This window comes from Agaribacterium haliotis (assembly GCF_002312815.1).
Taxonomy (GTDB): Bacteria; Pseudomonadota; Gammaproteobacteria; order Pseudomonadales; family Cellvibrionaceae; genus Agaribacterium; species Agaribacterium haliotis.
The window spans coordinates 454,581-477,060 of the sequence record NZ_NKQJ01000001.1; the positions used below are offsets into that span (position 1 = coordinate 454,581).

At 50.2% G+C, this 22,480-nt stretch carries 15 protein-coding genes; 1 reads left to right on the forward strand and 14 read right to left on the reverse strand.

The genetic code is table 11. From position 1 onward, the window contains the following. Window positions 1-18 precede the first annotated feature (18 nt). The 14 genes from CFK45_RS02035 to gyrA form a co-directional block, all read right to left on the reverse strand. On the reverse strand, window positions 19-2,817 hold the full coding sequence (locus CFK45_RS02035; protein WP_239923504.1) for a hypothetical protein: 2,799 nt from the start codon (window positions 2,815-2,817) through the stop codon (window positions 19-21). Window positions 2,818-3,068: 251 nt separating this feature from the next. Next, window positions 3,069-6,119: a TonB-dependent receptor gene (locus tag CFK45_RS02040; protein ID WP_096084723.1), complete on the reverse strand. Its 3,051-nt coding sequence runs from the start codon at window positions 6,117-6,119 to the stop codon at window positions 3,069-3,071. A gap of 494 nt (window positions 6,120-6,613) precedes the next feature. Then, entirely contained in the window at window positions 6,614-8,392 is a 1,779-nt protein-coding gene (locus tag CFK45_RS02045) for a hypothetical protein (RefSeq protein ID WP_096084724.1), read from the reverse strand. Between the two features lie 304 nt (window positions 8,393-8,696). After that, a complete protein-coding gene (locus tag CFK45_RS02050; RefSeq protein WP_096084725.1) occupies window positions 8,697-8,879 on the reverse strand; it encodes a hypothetical protein in 183 nt (60 codons plus the stop codon). Between the two features lie 486 nt (window positions 8,880-9,365). Then, complete coding sequence (locus tag CFK45_RS02055) at window positions 9,366-10,796, reverse strand: two-component system sensor histidine kinase NtrB (RefSeq protein ID WP_239923506.1); 1,431 nt, start codon at window positions 10,794-10,796, stop codon at window positions 9,366-9,368. Between the two features lie 45 nt (window positions 10,797-10,841). After that, window positions 10,842-12,023, reverse strand: a complete 1,182-nt coding sequence (locus tag CFK45_RS02060; protein ID WP_096084726.1) for a hypothetical protein — start codon at window positions 12,021-12,023, stop codon at window positions 10,842-10,844. Next, window positions 12,016-12,444 carry a LapA family protein gene (locus CFK45_RS02065; RefSeq protein ID WP_096084727.1) on the reverse strand — a complete coding sequence of 143 codons (429 nt, stop codon included), beginning with the start codon at window positions 12,442-12,444 and terminating at the stop codon, window positions 12,016-12,018. Before CFK45_RS02065 ends, CFK45_RS02060 begins: the two co-directional genes overlap by 8 nt. A gap of 10 nt (window positions 12,445-12,454) precedes the next feature. Continuing rightward, entirely contained in the window at window positions 12,455-13,114 is a 660-nt protein-coding gene (cmk, locus tag CFK45_RS02070) for a (d)CMP kinase (RefSeq protein WP_096084728.1), read from the reverse strand. After that, window positions 13,114-13,809, reverse strand: a complete 696-nt coding sequence (gene pyrF, locus CFK45_RS02075; protein ID WP_096084729.1) for an orotidine-5'-phosphate decarboxylase — start codon at window positions 13,807-13,809, stop codon at window positions 13,114-13,116. Before pyrF ends, cmk begins: the two co-directional genes overlap by 1 nt. A 78-nt stretch (window positions 13,810-13,887) precedes the next feature. Beyond that, window positions 13,888-14,199, reverse strand: a complete 312-nt coding sequence (locus CFK45_RS02080; protein ID WP_096084730.1) for a ComEA family DNA-binding protein — start codon at window positions 14,197-14,199, stop codon at window positions 13,888-13,890. A 169-nt stretch (window positions 14,200-14,368) separates the two neighbouring features. Beyond that, window positions 14,369-14,929, reverse strand: coding sequence for an outer membrane beta-barrel protein (locus tag CFK45_RS02085; RefSeq protein ID WP_096084731.1), 561 nt, complete (start codon window positions 14,927-14,929; stop codon window positions 14,369-14,371). 25 nt (window positions 14,930-14,954) lie between these two features. After that, the gene (locus CFK45_RS02090; RefSeq protein ID WP_096084732.1) at window positions 14,955-17,186 is read right to left on the reverse strand and encodes a bifunctional prephenate dehydrogenase/3-phosphoshikimate 1-carboxyvinyltransferase; all 2,232 of its coding nucleotides are present in this window, start codon (window positions 17,184-17,186) and stop codon (window positions 14,955-14,957) included. A gap of 3 nt (window positions 17,187-17,189) precedes the next feature. Next, entirely contained in the window at window positions 17,190-18,317 is a 1,128-nt protein-coding gene (gene pheA, locus CFK45_RS02095) for a prephenate dehydratase (RefSeq protein ID WP_096084733.1), read from the reverse strand. After that, a complete protein-coding gene (gyrA, locus tag CFK45_RS02100) occupies window positions 18,317-20,959 on the reverse strand; it encodes a DNA gyrase subunit A (RefSeq protein ID WP_096084734.1) in 2,643 nt (880 codons plus the stop codon). Before gyrA ends, pheA begins: the two co-directional genes overlap by 1 nt. A 694-nt stretch (window positions 20,960-21,653) precedes the next feature. Here gyrA and CFK45_RS02105 point away from each other — a divergent pair. After that, the gene (locus tag CFK45_RS02105) at window positions 21,654-22,412 is read left to right on the forward strand and encodes a TrmH family RNA methyltransferase (RefSeq protein WP_096084735.1); all 759 of its coding nucleotides are present in this window, start codon (window positions 21,654-21,656) and stop codon (window positions 22,410-22,412) included. The last annotated feature ends 68 nt before the right edge of the window (window positions 22,413-22,480 follow it).

The following is a 22,480-nucleotide window of genomic DNA, read 5'->3' on the forward strand; positions in this document are numbered from 1 at the left end:
AGCGGAGGGGATTACAGCTTATAAAGAACCTTCAATGGTCCAACCGGCCCACCAAGCTTCATTCGCTGCTGTACCTGGTGCAACCGCACCGACATAGTCAGTGGCGTCAAAAGTAAAGCCTGAACCGTTGTCATATGCTGTAGGAGTTACTTCAGTTACCTGTGCAGCAGCATCAGTCAATGCGTATGCTGCATCAACAGTAACACTAGCGCCTGGGCCTTGAACATTAGTTTCAGAATCGGCAACACGTCCTTTTGCATGAAGCTTGTCGTCACACTCACCGAGGATATTTACCAAAGTCACATTAGAGTAAGCTTCTTTCCCGTTCGCATCACCAGTTTCAGGCTTGTCGTCAGCATCTACATCATCAATACGCACACAGTCGTCAAAGTTTTTAACCGCTGTGTTGTATACAGAAGCAGTCAGACCACCGCGCAGTCGCATACCTGGCTGCTTGCCATCACCCTTGCTATTTTCTGCTTTATTGACTTCGGAACCCCAGATTAGAATGTTAGCTAAAACACCGCGCGTTTCAGGCGCGTACTCAGAGTCAGAAGAGTTAGCTTCAATACCGCGAGGGTCATTTTTACCTTGAGGAGCTGTAGCGTCTTGATCTTTCACAATGATGGCGTACTGAATATTACCCATGTAGCCTTCATCAAAATCGATGTCGTCGTCGTCGTTGCCAGTCAATACCAAATACTTAGCATTCACCGTTCCACCAAACCACTCAACACCATCGTCAAGATTGTTGTGAACCTGAACATATTCAATGGTAGTGCCATGACCAACACCTTGCAGGGTCAAGCCGTTAATTTCGTTGTCAGGACCTGCAATTTTTCCGCCTTCGGCAATACGCACATATTGAATCGTACCGCTGTTATCGGCAGGCTCATTACCACCGTAGTTGCCTACAACAGTACCGCCTTCGCCTTCAACATTACACCAGGTGTTTTCCCCCCAGCATGCACCCGTAGCGCGCTGGCCATATTGAGGTGCAAAACCCTGAATAATGACACCGCCCCATTCACCGAGACCGTCGTAACCATTGTCAAGCGAGCTAAAGGTAATCGGTGCAGTCTTAGTACCAATTGCATTCAATTTAGAGCCGCGAGTAACAAGCAAAGAACCGTCATCGTAACCACGAATATGAACGCCAGGCTGAATGCTTAAGGTAACACCTTCCTCTTTGATTCGAGCAACACCATCGGCACTTGAGATAGCAACATTACCGCTACCTACAAGTACTTCTCCACGAAGTAGGTACTCAACGCCACTTACCAGAGTGTAGTTTTCATCAACAGTACCCTGCAACGTACACTGGGTCATCTCATCGTTACAGGTTGCAAAACCAGTTTCTTTAGGTTTCGCACCAAGGGTGCCAGGAAGAGTCCAGCCTTGCCACCAAGCGGAAGTGCTAGCAGGGTCAACTGCACCAATAAAATCCGTTGAATCAAACGAGAAACTTGAACCGTTGGCAACAGGAGTGATTGCAACCGCAGAATCCAGCTTGGCGAACTCTTCTTGAATTGCGTATGTGGGGCTTAAAGAGAACGGGGCATTCTGCATTACACCACTTTCGTTGTCCGCCGCGCGCTTTGCGTAGAACTTGTCGTCACAAGCACCAGCGACATTTGTCAAAGTAACAGTTGAGTAGAACTCTTTACCGTCCGCATCACCAGTATCAGGCTTTTCATCAGCGTCAACATCGTCAACGCGAACACAATCATCAAAGTTAGTCACTGCAGAGTTCACGATTTCAACCGTTAAACCGCCACGCAAACGCATGCCAGGTTGCAAACCATCACCTTTTGAGTTTGCAGCTTTGTTCACCTCTGAACCAACGATAGTTACATTAGCAATTACCGCGGTTGTCTCACTAACAAAGTCTTTGTCACTAGAGTTAGCTTCAATACCACGAGGATCATTTTTACCTTGAGGTGCGACCGCCAGAGGGTCTTTTTGAACGATGGCATACTGAATATTACCCATGTAACCTTCGTCAAAATCGATATCGTCGTCATCATTATTAGTCAACACTAAGTATTTAGCGTTAACTGTACCGCCAAACCACTCAATACCGTCATCGAGGTTCCCGTGAACTTGCACGTACTCAACAGTAGTACCGTGGCCAACACCTTGCAAAGTTAAGCCGTTTATTTCGTTATCGGGGCCAGCAATTTTTCCGCCCTCAGCAATACGAACATACTTGATAACACCACTGTTATCATCTTCTTCGTTACCGCCATATAGGCCAACGACCGTACCACCTTCACCTTCAATATTACACCAGGTGCTGTCTTTGTGGCATACGCCAGTACCGCCCTGACCGTATTGAGGAGCAAAGCCTTGAACAATTACACCACCCCATTCACCAAGACCGTCATAATTTGAATCAAGGCTAGAGAAAGTAATTGGGTCAGAGGCTGTACCTTCAGCCATTAGCTTTGAACCGCGAGTAACAATCAAGGCGCCATCATCATAGGCCTTAACCTCAACACCGGCATCAATAGTCAGAGTAACGCCAGCATCTTTAATTTTCTGAACGTCGTCGGCGTTAGCAACGGTACCGTTACCTTGACCAACTACAACTTCACCGCGGAGCTGCCACATGCGCTCAGCATCAAGTGTGTAATCTTGATTAACGACACCACTTAAGGTACCCACGCTACAGTCTTGGTTAAAACTAACAAACGAGGCCTGAACAGCAGAGCCGCAGTCACCAGGAGCTGTTGGGTCAGAGCTGGGGCTAGGGGTAGGCTGAGGTGGGGTAATAACAACGTTATCACCGTCATCACCGCCACAAGCAGTAAGCATGCTAACAGAGCCAAGCATGGCTATGGTCGCAAAGAGTTTATTGTGTTTCATATTAAGTCCTACATAAGGAGGGTGTTTTAATCAGTGCTGGAAATTCTGGGCGCCAAATATTTCACACATGTTACAAACACAAGACAAAACCGTGTATTTTTGTACACCAATCACCACAAAAAAACAGAGACGCAGATACAAAAAAAGCCCGTCACTTAAATAAGGAAAGTGATGGGCTTCGTAACTTAAAAACTTATACCTTAAAATTCAAAACTTGCTGAGAGACTATAGTCAATACCTTCTTTATATGATTCAACTATTTCATCATCAACAGAATATTCAACCGGCTCATCTAACAAGTTACCAAGTTTAGCTTTGAGCTTGAATGCTTCGCCAAACTGTTTTTCGTAATTAAAGTTAACCATGGTGCGACCGATTTCATAGCGAGGCCCAACAAAACTTCCGCGATTCACCGCATAAATTCGATCGTCGTAATAATTAACTAAAAGAGTAAATTTTTGATCCCAAGGAAAATGATCAAAACCAAACTGCAAGTTAGCTAACCACGGACTCTGGCCCTGTAACTCACGACCGTCGGCATTCTCTCCCTCCAACCTCAACGACGTGCTGTTTAGCTCCACCTCAGATGAAATGTAAGTTATGTTTCCTGCAACAAAACCAAGCCAGGACGTGGTCTCAAACATATTTGCACTAGCATCAAGCTCAACACCATTTAAAGTTGCAGACTCATTATTTCGGAAGGTGTAACCCTGAGCAGCCGATCCTGAACCATCCAGCACTGCACGCTCAATGGGATTTGAAATTTTCTTATTAAATAAAGCTAAAGAAACGCTTTCTTCATCACTGAAATAATACTCAACACGAAAATCAATATTGTCGATGTCCGACACAACTAAGTTCGGGTTACCAACAACAAGCTGATCTGTCTCTGGGTCATAAAAACGAGATTCAGAACGTTCGATAATCCCGGGATAGGAAACTGTCTGGCTACCACCAAAGCGGAATTGCCATGTGTCACCCGGGGCAAAGGTAAGCATTGCTGCGGGTAACAACTCACTTGAGTCTAACGGTTTTGAGGGGGTAGAGCGATCGTCATTAGGGTATACAATAGACTGGCTAAAATCCTCTTGACGCACGCCGGCCTCTAAAGTCCACTCACTGCCAAATTCGGTATTAGTATTTAAATAAACCGCCTCAATATCTTCATCGGCATCGTAAGAATCCGTTTTTGCCGTTAATACATTCAGGCGAATAACATCATCAACGTAATTTTGATAAGAAAGAATATCACTCGGACTATTCTCGATTCTCCTATCAAGTTGAGAAGCATTCTGGCCATTTCGGCTACCAACACGGTAAAGCTCATAAGTACGACTCTTATCAGACAGCAAAGCACCAAAGGTGATATCTGTGTTTACGCCTTCAGAAAGAGACACAGGAGCCAAATAGTCAAAGCCAAAATCCACGCTATCTTCATCAAGGTCGGACCAACGACGCTCTACACCGTTGAGCTGGAGAAAACCATTGAGGTAATAATAAGCACGACGGTCTGGCTCATGGCGCTGAGTATTCGAATACGCAATACGCCAATCAAACTGATGCGAATCAGCCGCGAAATCAAAAACATGTTTACCAGTGATTTGCTGAGATACGAACTGGCGCTCTACCCATTGTAAAAATCCTGTATCAAACGAGTTACCCTCTTTATCGATGTAACTTTCAGCACGAGCGAGCTTCTCCCCCTCTCGAATAAACATCGTGCGACTAAGGATTTCATCTTCAGCGCGAAATTCCGACCCTAAAACAAGGTAACCGTCAATCGAATAAGTCTCTTCGCTACGATCGTAGTCACCTACAGCACTTGAACGATCACTTAACTCAGCATCAACACGAGCACTTGTCTCGTAGTTGTAATTCATCGCGCCGTAATAACCAAACACACCGCTGTCTAAAACATCACCAAAAGACACCGACATCCCTACATCTGGGTTACCTGTCGTCGTTTTTAAATCGTATTCGTTCTGAAACTGCACAGCGTAAACAGCCGCTGAGAACTGGTCGATACAGTCATCCAGATCACAGCCAATAAAGAGCTCACTTGCGCCGTTTGTTTCTTCCAAAAATCCGCTGGGCATATCTCTAAGGCCAGAGTCATAAGTAAATGCATCACTCGAGCTGCCCTTATAGCTAAGGATGTCTTTACCTGTCACCTCGGAATTACCACCTAGCTTCACACTAACCTTGCCAACACGCTCGTCAGGTAAGCCTTTGGTTTTAATCTTCAGTTCACCACCGGTAGTTGTACCGAGCGCTCCAGCAGAAAAGTTTTTCTGAACCTCCACACCAGATAGAATGTTTGACGGGAATAAATCCAGCTGCACATCACGACGCATAGGGTCAGTACTGGGCATCAAAAAGCCGTTCAAACTCGCAGAAATATAACGACCATCAAGACCGCGGATATTTGCATATTTGCCGGCATTAACGGTAACACCTACAAGGCGAGTTAATGCAATTGCAACATTGCTATCACCTAGGCGCTCAAGTTGCACAACATCCATTGCATCCACAACACCGGTAGAAAAGCGCTCAATACCAGAAGAACTATCGAGAGGCTTGTATGTACCTAAGGTCATTACTTCTTCAATTGGCCCTGCGATAACAGGCGCAGCAACATCAACACCGTCAGCTTTTGGGTAGAGTGTAATAGAACTCGAAACCCCCAGACCCGCCAAGACACGAACGTCATCGATACTCGCAGAGCTTAAATCAGGGTGAGAGATATTGAGGTTGTAAGTGCCTCTAGGCAGCGCCAGCTCAAACGCACCATCTTGGTTTGTTCGTGTCTGAACATCACTCTCACTGTCTTTGATCAGGGCATCAACAACTGGTTTGCCGTTGGCGTCACGCACAATACCACCAACAAAACCCACAACACTCTTGTCATCTGTTGCGAACTTTTTAACCGTTACCTTGGGCTCACTCGCTTTATCAGAGAAGGTCACACTGATCTCTGCATCTTGGTTCGCTTCGGTGTAATAGTCAAAGCGACTGACGATCTCACCTGCACGAAGTAATTCGATTTTATGATGACCTTCTTCAATAGCACTTGAAGCGCGGCCTACAGCATCAGTCGAGCCAATTAACTCGCCATCAAGGCGAACTTCAACACCTTCAATCGGTGCTTTGTCGAGAAAAACATTGAGGTAGGTATCAGCCGACCACGCGCCTTGCGCGGCCAGGGCGACAGCAGCTGCGAGCAAACTACGAGAGCTCTTAATCATCATCATGCCTTGCTTTAGGTTGGTCCCAATGGGAATAGAAATAACTGGTAAGCAGGCCGCTGGCTTAAATGTTTGTCAGCCTCCCCCGGGGATCAAACAAACACCAACTTGGCGCGCAAACAAGCAAATACGCGCGCTATGATGCAAAGCAAATATGACAAAGACTTGAAAGCTATATTTCAGATATGTGACACGAGAGTGACACAAATAAGGAAAGTAGCGTCATCTATGACTATAAGCCCATATCCCTGTATTTTGTGTGAATAAAAAAATAATTATTTTTTTCAGTTTTGTTTCGGGCAGAGTTGAAATGTCGACCACGCCTCCCTCTAACAGTATTCGTTATGCGCTAACGTATACAAACAAAGGGCCAACATCGACCAAGCAACCAGAAAAAATCGGCAGTTAAAAATGCCGCATAGGTGGAAATTTTCGTTTTATCGGGCCTAATCCTTGAAACAGACATAAGTACAAGGATTAGGCTCTTAGATCATCGGAGATTAGTCTGTACATCCACGATCGAAGTTAATGGTAACCGTACGAGCTTCGTCACTAGTATTACGCAGGAAAACATAGCTCATTTTTCTACCAAATGAACGACCATTCTCCCCAACGCGATAAGCTCCATCATACACTTCAACCCCCTGCGGACTAGAAGATACTTTTATTCCGTAATCTTCATAATAATCACCACCACATTTTAGCTCTTCTCGAGCCACGTAGGCGTAGCTCTGACCGGAAAGAAGTCTTTTTGTTACTGTCCAATCACCACGACCTTGAAATGTCTCGAAATTATCTTCACCTAAACAATCTTCAAAGTACCCTTTCATACGAGGACTATTTTTATGACGTATACCAGTACGACAATACGATTCCACCGCATCGCCATAGCCGTCGTTATCACTGTCAGCATAAAAGTTGTTCGCCCCTAAAGCCCGCTCTTCTAGGTAATTCAATCCGTCGCCATCGATATCGCGATAAGCAAGCGCTACGGCACGAAACATCAAAGTCTCCGAAATAGGGGCGTAGATGCCCCGCCATTCATTTGAATACTTTATCAGGTCTGCAAACTGTGGCTCTTTAGATAAGGTATAGTTAAAAGCTCCTTCATGAAAAAACAGCTCTGCATGACGGGAGTCAACAGTCGGATTATGAAGAAAGTCCACCACATCAAGAAAAACTTTACTCGCACATCGAGTGTTATAACGCGCACTAAACAAGACCGTTTTGTCACTGTCTCTCCAATGGTCCGAAGCATTTCGTATGCCATAGGTTCTCGCATCTAACCAGTCTGATTCAGAGTATTTTTTTGCCCCTTTCAGGAAGGTATAATCGTTGACAAAGCGCTCGCCGGCTGAGCCTTTTTGAAAACGGTAGCTAGTCGCACAATACCCGTAACCAGATCCGAGAGACTCCCTAGCATCGCAATCTGTAATTACACCTAATCCCGAATCATCTAACGCAACTAATTGTTTGCCAACCGCAGGTCGTTTATTTAACCTACCATCATCAATTAAGTCACAGCCCGCCCCCCAAATATTTCGGTAATACTCGCTAAATGGCTGATCAAGTAACGCTTCACCGAATGTTGTCGAAAAAAATGCCTGATCTTTATCGTAAAATAGAGCAACATTTTTCAATGTGATTCGAGCTTGCTCCAAATAGTCAGACGACGCATCGTAAGGCGTACCGCTCTCCACAGCTGAAGCAGTCATGACAAGAGCCTGCAAAGCCAACTGCATTGAAACCAACTTTGCATGGGTATAAACGTCAAAATCCGGGTGAGTCTGAAAGTCATAACGAACTACCCGAAGATCTTCGATTAAGTTAACCGCAAGTGTCTTGTAGCTTTGTTGCAGCTTTCTAGATGATGATAGAGCCATGTAGGACTCAACGGCTTCAGCTAAACGATCAAAGTTTGCGTAGTCTCTCTTAACAACAAGCTCATCTATCGCGTTGATTATATTTTGTTCCGATTGACGAATTTCTTTAATAATAGCTTGCACTGCGGCGTCAAGAGCAGCGTTTCCATCGTCACCGAATAGTATTAGCGCCAATGAAGGGGATATGTACTCAATTGCCGTTTGGGCTAGCATTTCGGCAAGAGCTGAGCCGGCATCATCGATAAGTGCCTCCCCTGAGTCTGCAAGTTTTTGTTTAGCGCAAGCTCGCCAATCATCTTCAAAGAAAAACAACTTAGAACAACCGTCGTCCCCAAGCGCACTTTGTGCAGCCGTCGTTATGATGATCCCTGCAAGTGCATTCTTAATAAACCCCATTGTTACTCCCTCATATATGCCAAAACGAAATATAAAGAATACACGCCAAGCACTATTGGAAATAATTAAGATTCAGTTAAACGATTGTTTAAATGCCAAATAAAGAAGGACAAGAGTACGTTAGAAAAGCTCCTACCAAGGAAAGGTCACACCCTCTAAAACATCAGAACAAAAAACTCTAGAATGCTTTAGCTTCCCCACCCAAAAAAAAGCCCGCTGGGGAGCGGGCTAATAACACTAGTCTTTCGACTTGGAGTAATCATTGTTTGCTCAGCTAACGCTGAACAACATAAATATGGGCGGGTTAGGATTCCTGCCTGCGGCCTTTGAGCATGCCCAAAGTCAATAAAATTAAGCCACATAAACTCAGGTAGAGCGGCTCAGCAGAAGCGAGGTGCACACCGGCTTGGCTATCTGAAGCAAAGGTCAGCTGGGCAGCTAAGGCGCCGAGCACCGCAAGTTTGATTACCGCTGTAAATTTGGTCATGGAGCTTACCGCCTTATTACCTTGCTAGCTGCTGCTTAAATGCCTAATGCTTTAATGCCGAATGCTTAACCAGCGTACGCTGTTCTACGCTTTGCTTAATCTAGCTGGGCCGAGAGACAATCCTTTGACCAGATTGTTGCCAGCCGAGCGGATCAACTTGCCTTTGAGCTATCACAGCAAACACATTGCAGAAGCTGTATTTTGTACATACCTTGGCGTTTAAGAGCGAAACTTGTGCCAGGCCACGAGCAAAAGCGATAAAAATAAAAATCACTTATGTATCAGCAACTTAGCTAGTAGCCATTTACAGGTAAAGCAGAGAAAGAGATTATTGGCGTAAAGGTTCTCGACATCGAAGCGTCGAGCCTTGCGGCATGAACTGCGACGCAGTTCATGCTTTTTTATGGAAAGAGCAAAAAGCTGGGCTTATTAACAAAGAAAGTACGTAAAAAAAACCGACACCAACATTGGCGCTAGCTGTATAAGCTAGCCGGCTTTTTTCAGCTGAAATTGCGCGTGAAAAACGGTGCCCTGCTCGGCGTCCGACGTCACAGCAAGCTCACCGTCGTGATGTTCGGTAACAATAAAATAAGAAAACGACAGGCGGTTTTCCTGCAGTACGGGTTTGGGCTGGGCCGGGCTTGTATGCTGCACAAAAGGCTCAAACACTTCTTGCTGCTCTTGCGGGCTCAGGCCTTCCCCGTTGTGCTTAATTTTTACCCAGAGCGCGTCGTAGGCTTCATTTATCTCTACACAGAGCTCGGGAACGTAGTCGCCGCGTTTGCGCTTTTTACTGTCCATTGCACGCACGCAGTGGCGAAACAGGCTCAAAAATACCTGTTGTAGCTCGGCGCTGTAACACATTAATTTTGGCAGGCCATCGCTGTAGTGGCGGCTTAAGTGAATATCACGAAAGCGCAAGCCCTGGGGTTCGGCCAATACATTTTTAGCAAGCTCAATACAGTGATCAAGAATCGAGCACAGATCCGCTTCATGTTTTTCCGAAGCATAGGCCTCGGAAAACTCAAGCAAATTATTAACGATGGCCGAGGCCTGCTTGCCGCGATCTGCGGCATCTTCAAGCAGCGCAACTAACTGCGGGTGCTTTAAACCAAGCTCACTGGCAACCGCTTGCACATCGCGCAAAATACCCTGCAGAGGAATATTCACATCGTGGGCCATGGTCGCTGCCAACTCCCCCATCGATGCCATTTTATCGCGCTGAATCAACATATTTTCAGCGAGGCTGCGCTGAGTGACGTTGTCGACGACCACAACTACCCCGTCGCTGCTGCCACCGAGCGGATAAATGGTAATATCAAAATAATATTGGCCGCGCTGACTGTGTTTGATACTTTGCGGCTGCCCGCCCTGCTGCACAGATTTTACCTGCGCTTCGCTGACAGTTATGGTTGGATAGACCTGCCACAGGTTTTTACCTTCAACATCTGCAGCGCTCAAACCTGAAATACTCTCAGCCATGCTGTTCCAGGTAATAATTTCAAACTCGTTATTTAAACCAATCAACATCGACGGCATTGAAGAGAGAATGCTCTGCAAATAATTTTCAGAGCTCTGCAGTAGCTGTGAAGTCGCCTTGTGTTCGGCAATTTCCCCTTCCAACGCCTCGTTGCTGCGGCGCAAGTTTTCCGTGCGTTTGGCCACGGTCTTTTCTAGGTTTTGTTTAATTTCCCTAAGCTCGCGGTTGCGTGTGCGCAATTTAAAGCGGCTAAACAGCAAGCTCGCCATGGTAATGCTAAGCAAAATAATCAGCACCGAGCCGCTGAAATTCGCTACGTGCTGCCACTTAGTGTGACCGTCCTCATCCTTAAACACATCGAGCGCACAAGCTTCAATACTGAAGCCAAGTACAAGTGCCGGGGCAAGACTTAGATATTTAAACATCTTAATAATCATCAATTCTTTTTCTTCGATTGCAGAGTATAACGCGACAATGGGCATTCAACACGAAGCTTCGTAACTATCCCAGTGATGGCAAGCCGGGCAACGCCATTGCATCTGCACACTGTGGGCGCCGCAGTGGCTGCAGTGCCACTGGGCTTCGGTATTTAACGCGGCGGCAAAGCTTTGTAAAAAACGCGGCAACTCAGCCCGGCCTTCATTTAATACAATTTCCAACATCGCTCGCCACGGTGTCAATGCCTTTAATTGCACCATGGCCTCGCGCCATAATTGCGCCTGAGCTTTTTTTTCACCGAGCTCAAACATCAACCCGCTCGCTGCCAGTAAAAAAATTAAGCTGCTCTGCTTACTTTGCAGCTGCAGCAATTTGTCTAGCAGCGCCTGCTGATCATCTTGATAACAGTGCTGAAAATACGGCAAACACAAAAGCGCCAAGTCGCTGCGTCGGGCAACTAACTGCTCAAGTGCAATCAAGGTAGACTTGGTATCGCCATCAGCCAGGTGCTGCTCGGCTTCAATAAGGTGCGCGCGGGCACAATCGGGGTCAAAACGCAGTGCCTGGCTCAAGCGCAAACGCAACTCCCCCATGTCTGCTTGTGCGCGCGCCTGCTCGGCTAACTCACAGCAAAACTGGGCCTGCATGCGCCGCCACGAATCCGGCTCGGCAGAGAACTTGGCTGTCGTCAGCTGATCGGCCAAATCGATGGCCTGCAGCCACTCTGAGAATTCCTGCTTAATATCTAACAGCGCTTTTAGCGCTTGTTTGCGCACATGCACACTTAGGTTGGCACAGTCGAGCAATGCCTGCAGCTCGGACTCGGCCCGCCCAAGAAGGCCTGCGCCCCAATAATCACAGGCGAGCTCAAAGCGAACTTTTTGCCCAAGCGCCAATGGCAGGCCACCGTGGTGCTGCAATAAATGCTCGTGTAATTTTAATGCCTGGGCAAGATCGCCCTGGCTTCTTAGCAACGAGGCCAGATCGAGAAAAAGATCGATGGATTGCTCGCTAACATCAACCGCGCGGATTAATTGCTCAACACTTTGCGCCTGACGGTCTTTAAAAAAACTCGGCAAGTTGAGCTTGTGCTGCTGCGTGAGTTTGGGCTTGAGGCGGCGCTGAAGCAAAAAATTCTTCACAGCGCTTCGCAATTGGGCGTCGGCAAGATACCACAGCGCAGCGAGCACCAGGGCAATGACAACAAAAACAAGCAGATCAGCCATGACCTTTAGCGCTCGGCTGAGGCTGCGCTAGTTTGTTTGGCGCATTGGGCTCGTTGACCGAGTCGGCAGCGGCGGGCACGCTGGCAGCGCCCTTTTCAGAAAGATCGGATTTTGTATCACCAGTAGCGTCAAGCTCACTTTCGGCCTTGCGCAGCGATTTTTTTAAGCTGCGAATCTCAGCTCTAAGACCGAGAATGCGGCGCTGGTAATAAACAAAGTTCCAGCAAAAGGCCACCAGCACACCGACGGCAATGCAGGCGCTGAAATACAAACCGAGCGAGAGTTTGGGCAGCTGCAGGCCAAACAATAACGGCGCGACTAAGTCGGGGTTTTCACTGGCAAACCAAGCGCCGGCAATCAGCGCCGCCAGTACAATAATGACAAAACTCAATCGTTTTATTAGGCGCAGCAGTTTGGCCATGCTCTATTCCTTAAAGCGTTAATTTAGACGTTATTACATCCAATACTTGCACAATTGAGAGCTCGGTGCTGTCGATTAGTTCCGCATCGGCAGCGGGTTTTAGTGGCGCCGTGGCGCGGTTCATATCTCTGTCATCGCGCGCTTTAATATCGGCCAAAATTTTGTCTTGGTCGATATCATTAGCGCCGCTTTGCTGCAGTTGCAAAACCCGGCGCCGAGCGCGCTCTTCGGCCGACGCCGTTAAAAAGAACTTATATTCGGCCTCGGGAAATACCACAGTACCCATATCCCTGCCGTCGGCAATTAAACCCGGTGCCCGATTAAAGGCGCGCTGGCGCTCGAGCAAAGCCTGACGCAACGCTGGCAGTGCAGCAATGGTCGATGCCGCCATACCGGTCTGCTCTTCGCGAATAGCCTTGCTGACATCCTCGCCATTTAACAGGGTTTGAGTCTGCTGCGCGTCAATTTTAAACTCGATATCAAGTGCCGCGGCCAGGCTTACCAGCGCGGCTTCATCATTTAGATCACAGCCGTGCTTTAGCGCTGCGAGCGCGGCAATGCGATAAATCGCACCGCTGTCGAGCAGGGCGTAGCCGAGCTTGTCGGCCAGTAAACGGGCGATGGTGCCTTTGCCCGCGCCGCTCGGCCCATCAATACAGATAAGCGCCATTAAATGCCCATCTCCTTATATATTGCTGTCAAGGCCGCGATTGGGTCCTGCGCTTGGGTAATCGGGCGGCCGATAACCAGGTAGTCACTGCCTTTTTCCAAAGCCTCGGCGGGTGTCATCACGCGGCTCTGATCACCTTTGTCGGCAAAAGCTGGGCGTATGCCAGGGGTTACACACAGAAAGTCCGAACCGCACAGGGTTTTTATTGCCGCCACTTCCTGGGCACTGCTGACCACGCCGTCGACGCCGCTTTGTTTGGCCAGATTTGCCAGGCGCAGCACCTGCCCTTCGGCATCGGCTTCAAGGCCTAGATCAAGCAGCTCACTTGCAGCCATGCTGGTCAGCACCGTCACGGCAATCAAGTGGGGTTTGTGTTCACTGTGCACAAGCGCCTCAGCTGCGGCTTCCATCATGCGCTTGCCGCCGGATGCGTGTACATTCACCATCCACACTCCAAGACTGGCCGCAGCGGCGCAGGCCTTAGCGACGGTATTTGGGATGTCGTGAAATTTCAGATCTAAAAATACATCAAAGCCGAGCTTTTGCACCGACTCGACAATAGAGGGCCCAAACCAGGTGAACATCTCTTTGCCGATCTTTAAACGACAAAGCTTTGGGTCCAGCTGTTTCACCAGCTCCAGGCATTGATTTTTGTTTTCGTAGTCGAGCGCTACGAGAATTTTGGCGTCGCTCAAGTTTGTTTCCGTATGGACTGAATAAGAAAACCCGGCCTGAGCCGGGTTCAGAATGGAGCAGATTGTAGCACTTTGTTTTTACAGGGTTAACTTCGCTTTGTTTTTAGCCAGGGTCGCCTCGCCGATGCCTTTGACTTCAACAAGCTGCTCAACACTTAAAAACTCGCCGTGCTGTTCGCGATAAGCAACAATCGCCTGGGCCTTTTTTTCACCGACGCCATCGAGCATATCGGCCAGCACTTCGGCATTGGCCTTATTAATATTCACGCGGCCATCAACCACCGCGGCCTCAGCTTCGGCGTGCACAATGGATGGGCTAACAAGACACGCAGCGCAACTGAGCAGCAGGGCAACAAAACGAACAAAAACAAAACTTCTAATAGGGATCATGGCATCTTCCTTATGCAATTAATTGAACGGCCTTCCTGGCCAATAGGCGGCCCTAGAAAAACGCGCCGCTAAATCTAGGGTAGGACAAATAGATAAGAACACCAGCGCAGCCTAGGTTGAGCTGCCGCTATGGGTAACAGCGCCAGCATCAGCCAGCTTGCGAGCCGAATTAAAAACGAAAGAGCAGATTAAAACCGATGCCGGTAAACGTGTCGATATCACTCTCGACCAGCGAGCGGTATTCGAGCGAGGCGTGCACACGTTTACTGACTTTTAAACCGAGGCCCAAACCCCAGGACATGCCGCTGCTGATATTGCGGCTAACGCTGTTGTCATCGGGGAAATAGCTGCTGCTATTTAGGGTTGTCGAGCCAATTAACGTGTAGGCGTGGGCAACGTCGTGATCGTACTGCAAGCGCAGATAATAGCTGGTGTAGTTATCGAGGCTGGTCTCGGCGAGCCGGCCAAAATCTTCGCCGGGCGCCGGGTTTAACCTGACGGTCTCATTGGCAAGGCCCTGACCTGCGCGCATTTCCAGGCCCAACCAGCGCCAATAAGCACCGCCAACAAATTCGGCAACACGATAGCTCAGGTCTTTTTCAAATACATCCTGGTCTTTAGCAGCGACAAGCAGGCCGCCGCCGCCGAGATAAAGGCCAAAATCGCGCTCGGCTGCAGCGGGCGCCGCCAACAGAAGACAACAAACAACACTGACGGCGGCTCTGATCACACTTCACTCACTTCTTAACTGATAATTACTGACTAATAACGTCTAGCTTAATACCGATTTTAGTCGCAAGTTCAGCAAAGTTCGGGAACGAGGTCGCAACATTGGCACAGTTGCGCACGGTAATCGTATCTGTCGCCGCCAGCGATGCGACAGTGAAGCTCATCGCGATGCGGTGATCGCCAAAACTTTCAACTTCGCCGCCACCGATTGGGCCGCCTTCAACGATAATGCCATCGTCAGTGGTTTCGCATTTCACACCAAGAGTCACGAGGCCGTCGGCCATGGCTTGAATGCGGTCGGTCTCTTTTACGCGCAGTTCTTCAGCACCGCTAACAACGGTTCTGCCCTCAGCGCAAGCTGCGGCAATACACAGTACCGGGAATTCGTCGATGGCCAGCGGCACTTGCTCTTCCGGCACCTGTATGCCCTTGAGTTTGGCGTGACGCACGCGGATGTCGGCAACGGTTTCACCGCCGATTTCGCGCTCGTTGCTAAGAGTAATATCGGCGCCCATCATGCGCAGAATATTAATCACACCGTCGCGGGTTGGGTTGATGCCAACATGGGTCAGGGTCAGATCCGCGCCCGGAGTAATAGAGCCGGCAACAAGGAAAAACGCTGCAGAAGAAATATCGGCTGGAATATCGATATTACAGGCCGTTAACTTGCCGCCGCTTTTCAGGCTGATGACATTGCCTTCGCGCTTAACATCGTAACCAAAGCCACGCAGCATGCGCTCGGTGTGATCGCGGGTTGGCGCGGGCTCACTTACTGAAGTTTCGCCGTCGGCGTAGAGGCCAGCCAGAAGTACACAGCTCTTCACCTGGGCCGAGGCCATTGGCATGTCGTAGTGAATACCTTTGAGGCCACCTTCGTTGGCGCGAATCTGCATCGGCGGGCGACCGTTTTCGGCGGTGTCGATGCTTGCACCCAAAGCACGCAAGGGAATTGCGACACGGTTCATTGGGCGCTTGGTCAGGCTCTCGTCACCGGTCAGTTCGCTCGCAAACGGCTGGCCAGCTAAGATGCCGCTTAACAGGCGCATAGAGGTGCCGCTGTTGCCGACGTACAAAGAACCTGCCGGCTTTTTAAGGCCGTGCAGACCCACGCCGTGCACGGTGACTTTGCCGTTTTCCGGGCCTTCGATTACCACGCCCATATCGCGAAAGGTCTGCAAAGTCGCAAGTGCATCTTCGCCTTCTAAAAACCCTTCAACATGGGTCGTACCTTCGGCCAGCGAGCCGAGCATAATGGAGCGGTGAGAAATACTTTTATCGCCAGGTACGCGAATTTCGCCGTTGGCTTGGCCGCCGGGCTCGGCGATGTAGGTGACGTTGGGGCTATCTGGGTTACTCATGGAACTACTATAGGCTTGATGACTTAACATTAGGGTAAAGCGATCACGCGCGGCTTTGGCTCGCGTAAATACGCCGGTGAGTTCGGTGACATCTTCGTTTTCAACAGCGGTGCGCAAGCGCCCCATATTGTCGAGAAACATGTCGATGGCACTGAGCACTGCCTGTTTGTTCGCGAGCATAATGTCACGCCACATTGTTGCATCGCTCGATGCTATGCGGGTGAAATCGCGAAAACCGCCAGCAGCGTAGCGGAAAATATTTTCATTTTGACTATCGTGGGCCAGGGTATCGACCAGCGAATAGGCAATTGCGTGCGGCAAGTGACTGGTGCTCGCCAGCACCTCATCGTGCAGGTCGACATCCATTTCCAGCACATCGGCACCGACCTTCTGCCAAAGCTCGCGCACTCGCGCCAGGTGCGAGGCACCGGTCTGTTCGGCGGGCGTCAAAATCACGCGGTGATTGATATAGAGCTCGGCATTGGCAGCGTCGACACCGCTTTTTTCAGAGCCGGCTATCGGGTGGCCAAGCACCAACTGAGCGGGCAGATCACCGTAGACAGCGCGGGCATCTTCGCGAACCGAACCTTTGACACTGGCGCCGTCAGTGATGGTTACAGTGGGCGCCAGCAGGGCCTGGCACTGCTCGAGTATCGAGCGTGTGCTCAGTGTCGGCACCGAGATAAACACCACATCGCCTTCGCCGAGTTCGGCAGCAATGCTTTCAAGGCCAACAACAGCTTCATCAACGACGCCGAGCTCGAGGGCGCGCTCGCACACTTCAGCCCGGCGGGCGATGCCAATCACGCGCTCACACGCGGCATTTTTACGTGCGGCAGCGGCAAGTGAACCACCGATAAGGCCGAGGCCAATGACAACCAGAGTACGCGTTTTTGCCATGCTTCAGAGCACGCCTCGCGGGTAAGAGCCGAGCACTTTCAAATCGCTGACCCGGCCGGCAATTTCATCTAATGCGCGCTGGGCTGCGGCGTCATTTTGGTGGCCAACAAAGTCGATAAAAAACACGTAGTTCCACACGCCGCTTCTCGATGGCCTTGTTTCAACGCGCGTCAGGTCAACACCGTGGCGGTGGAAAGGCTCGAGCAAGTCGTGCAAAGCGCCGGGCTGGTTCAGAGTCGAAGCAACAATCGAGGTTTTATCGTCGCCGCTCGGGCCGACCATTTCACTGCCGATAATTAAAAAGCGCGTGCTGTTATCGGGCATGTCTTCGATATTTTTGTTCAGCACTTGCAGGTCGTAGAGCTCGGCGGCCATCTCGCCGGCAATTGCAGCGGCATTCCACTCACCTTTGATGCGCTTTGCCGCTTCGCTGTTTGAGCTTACGGCAATGCGATCGGCTTTCGGGTAATTCGCATCCAGCCACTTGCGGCACTGGCTCAAGCTCTGCGCGTGCGAATAAATGCGGGTGATGCTATCGGTGCGTGTCACATCGCTCACCAGCATATTGTGGTGAATACGCAAAACCACTTCGCCGCAAATTTTAACGCTGCTGTCGAGGAAGTTATCGAGCGTGTGAGTCACCACACCTTCGGTACTGTTTTCAACCGGCACCACACCGTAGTGAGCAGCGCCAGAGGCCACTTCGCGAAAAACTTCATCAATGGCGGTCATCGATACCGCTTTGGCACTGTGGCCAAAGTGTTTTAGCGCCGCCTGCTGAGTAAAGGTGCCTTCGGGCCCAAGATAAGCAACGTGAATTTGCTCTTCAAGTGCCAGACAAGCGCTCATAATTTCGCGAAAAAGCCGGGCAAATTCTTCATCGGATAAGGGCCCTTGGTTGCGCTGCATGGCCTTGCGCAATACCTGGGCTTCACGCTCAGGGCGATAAAACTTTGGTGCTCTTTCGGGGCCTTTGCTGCCACCGGAATTGGCCGTTTTTACCTTAGCCACGTCCATCGCACAGCGAGCGCGATCAGAGATCAGCTCGCCAATTTGAGTATCAATTGCGTCGATTTTGTCACGCAGCTTGCCAAGTTCTTCGGCCTCACTGAGTTTCTTATCGTCTGCCATTACTCGTCACCGCCCTCTTCTGATGCGCCTTGCGCCTGAGCTGCTGCCGTGTTGTTTTCGGCATCAGCTGCTTGTGCGCTTTCGCCGTCTTCAGAGACTTCTGCGCTGGCAGCCAAACCCTCTTCAATACGCTCAACACCAACAATGTGCTCGCCCTCTTTCACCTTAATCAGGCGCACACCCTGAGTGTTGCGACCGAGCACACCGATTTCATCAACGCGGGTGCGAACCAAGGTGCCCTGGTCGGAAATCAGCATAATTTCTTCGCCGTCAAAGACCTGCGTGGCTCCAACAAGCGCTCCGTTGCGCTCTGTGCACTGCATGGCGATAACACCTTGAGATCCGCGACCTTTGGTTGGGAATTCAGTGACGGCGGTGCGTTTGCCGTAGCCGTTTTCACTTACCGTCAGCACATTGCCGTTTTCTTCAGGAATGATCATGCCGATGACGCGCTGCTCGTCTTTAAGTTTGATACCGCGCACACCGCGGCTGACACGACCCATTGGGCGCGCTGCTTCTTCGTTAAAGCGCGCGGCTTTGCCGTCGGAGCTCAGCAGCAGAATATCTTTTTGGCCATCGGTGATGGCGGTGCCTACAAGGTGATCGCCTTCATCGAGATTAATCGCACGCAGGCCAACCGAGCGCGGGCGCGAGTACTGGCTCAGGGCGGTTTTCTTAACGGTGCCGTTTGACGTTGCCATCACAATAAAGTGATCTTCGTCGAACTCTTTCACCGGCAGAATCGAGGTGATGCGTTCGCCGTCTTCAAACGGCAGCATATTTACAATCGGGCGACCGCGGCTCTGGCGACCGGCCACAGGGATCTGATAAGTCTTCAGCCAGAACACCTTGCCGACATTGGTAAAGCACAGAATGTAGTCGTGAGTATTCGCGATAACGAGGTGCTCAACAAAGTCCTCGTCTTTAACCGAAGTCGCCGATTTACCCATGCCGCCGCGGCGCTGGGCCTGGTAGGCATCAAGCGGCTGGCTCTTGGCGTAACCGCCGTGAGAGATGGTGACCACACGCTCTTCTTCGGTGATCAGGTCTTCTTCGTTCAGGTCGAGCATGCTCTCCTGAATATCGGTGCGGCGCTCGTCGCCGTACTCGGCCTGAATCGCTTCAAGCTCTTCGCGAATCACTTCCATCAAACGCGCGCTGTTACCGAGAATTTCGAGGTACTCAACAATTTGCGCGAGGCGCTCTTCGTATTCGGCAACAAGCTTGTCGTGCTCCATACCGGTCAAGCGGTGCAGGCGCAGCTCGAGGATGGCTTTAACCTGAGCCAAACTTAAATAGTATTTACCGTCGCGCAGGCCAAACTCTTCGCCGAGGCCGTCCGGACGACAGGCATCGGCGCCGGCGCGCTCGAGGTACTGACCAATCAGGCCGACATCCCAGGCGCGAGCCAGCAAAGCTTCTTGTGCCTCTGCCGGGCTGGCAGAGTTTTTAATCATGGTGATAACTTCATCGATATTGGCAATCGCCACCGCCAGACCTTCGAGCACGTGGCCGCGCTCGCGCGCCTTGCGCAGCAGGTAAACAGTGCGGCGGGTGACCACCTCGCGGCGGTGTTTGATAAAGTGCTCAAGCAGCTCTTTGAGGTTAAGTACCTTGGGCTGGCCATCGACCAGGGCAACAATATTAATGCCAAAGACACTTTGCAGCTGGGTCTGGGAGTAGAGATTGTTGAGCACCACTTCGCCGCTGTCGCCGCGCTTAATTTCGATAACTACACGCAGGCCGTCTTTGTCTGACTCGTCGCGAATTTCGCTGATGCCTTCAAGTTTTTTCTCTTTCACCAGCTCGGCGATGCGCTCGATCAGGCGCGCTTTGTTCAGCTGGTAGGGAATTTCGTGAATAACAATGCGCTCGCGATTGTTTTTCTCGTTGATTTCAACTTCCGCTTGCGCGCGGATATAGATGCGACCGCGACCGGTGCGGTAAGCCTTTAGAATGCCGGCGCGACCATTAATAATGGCACCGGTAGGGAAATCCGGCCCGGGAATGTAGTCCATCAGCTCATCGATGCCAGTTTCGGGATTATCGATCAGCGCAATACAACCTTTAACCACCTCGCGCAAATTGTGCGGCGGGATATTGGTCGCCATACCAACAGCGATACCGGAGCTGCCGTTTACCAACAGGTTGGGTACACGAGTGGGCATGACCTCGGGAATTTTTTCAGTGCCGTCGTAGTTTTCTACATAGTCGACGGTTTCTTTGTCGAGATCGGCGAGAATTTCGTGGCTGATTTTAGCCATGCGAATTTCGGTATAACGCATCGCCGCCGCGCTGTCGCCATCGATCGAACCAAAGTTACCCTGGCCGTCAACCAGCATGTAGCGCAGGCTAAAAGGCTGGGCCATACGCACGATGGTATCGTAAACCGCACTGTCGCCGTGCGGGTGGTATTTACCGATGACGTCACCAACAACACGCGCAGACTTTTTAAAGGCTTTGTTGTAGTCATTTTTGAGCTCGCCCATCGCAAACAACACGCGGCGGTGCACCGGCTTAAGGCCGTCGCGCACATCGGGCAGGGCCCGGCCGACAATGACACTCATGGCGTAATCGAGGTAGCTCTGTTTGAGCTCGTCTTCGATGGTAATCGGTAAAATTTCTTTTGCTATATCACCCATGAAACCGTGATTTTCCTTATTGTCAGCGAGCTTTGTTGGTCTCGTTTCGGTCCAATAACTGCCCGCCCCAGAGCCTGGGCAAACGCGGACACATAAAAGGACGCTATGTTAGCACAAATGCAGTGGCAGACTTAAGTTCTTACTGCCTCGTTTAACTGGTCAAATTACGAACACCCCGCCATTTTTAGCTTCGCTTTCCACTTTGAGTCGCAGGCAATGGCATCGAGGGACGCGGTGAACCCATCCAGGGGCGCTTAGCCGCCGCATCCATGCGGCACCTCTCGCCTTTAAGAAAGCCTCTCAACCTTCACCTGCGACTCAAAGCTACCAAAGTGCCAACACCACCGAGTCAATGCTTTCACTTACCGGATCAAACTAAACACCATTTGAACCGGCATACAATCGAGACTCAGAAAAAGGTGCTTAACGCACGCTCCCCCCTATTCTCTATATCGACCGGCTTAATAGGATTGGCACACAGCAACTTAAGCTGGCTCAGGAGCTTGATTGGGCCGCTCTTAAAGGAATGAGGTGCCGCATGGTCGTTACATGGATGTAACCAATAAGAGCAGCCGGATGCAGCGGCTAAGCGCCCATGGATGGGTTCACAGCGTCCCACGATGCCTGCAGAGCCAGCTGAAGCGGAAAACCTAGAACAATCGTATAATGCCGTCGAAATTACCCAGGCTGCTTTATGACTGACTCCGACGCTTATTTAGAACGCAAAAAACGCTTTGCTCAGATGTTAACGATTTACGGTCGAAATACCGTCTATGAAGCCTTGAGCATGGTTGGGGTGAAAGCCCGGAGACTGCACCTGGCCAGCAGCAACAAAAAAGCAAAAGTACTCGACGACATCGAAGCGATGGCCGTCGCCCAGGGTGCAGAAGTGCTGTATCACGATAAACAAGCGCTCTCCCGAATTAGCAAAAACAGCAAGCAAGACCAGGGTGTCGCGCTGGACATACACACCGAAGCCTTGGCCGAATTTGACGCTGGCGCACTTGAGAGCGGGGAATATATTGCCCTGGATCGCGTCACCAACCCGCAAAATCTCGGCATGATTATTCGCAGCGTTTGCGCATCGCCAATTAAAGCCTTGATCCTGCCGCGCAAAGGCTGCGCCAAGCTCGATGCTCTGGTCATAAAAGCCAGCGCCGGCAGTTTATTTCGCTGCCCTATTTTGCGCTGCGACCATTTAGTTAAAAGCTTAACAAGCGCTCAACAATGCGGAGCCATCATTAGCGGGCTCGACTTAAATGCAAATGCCAACTTTGACACACTCAGCTCAGGCAAAACGCGCATTTTTGTACTCGGCAACGAAAGCGAAGGCATAAGTAAAGAACTGCAGGCACTTTGCGACGAACGCCTGCGCATCACTATGGCGCGCGGGGTTGAATCACTGAATGTTGCCGTTACGGCGAGCTTAATTGCTTTTCGCACGCAGCTTTAACTTGCAGCCCTTGCAATCAACTGTTGTGTTGAACTGCTGTGCTCAACCCTTGTGCATCAACAAATGCG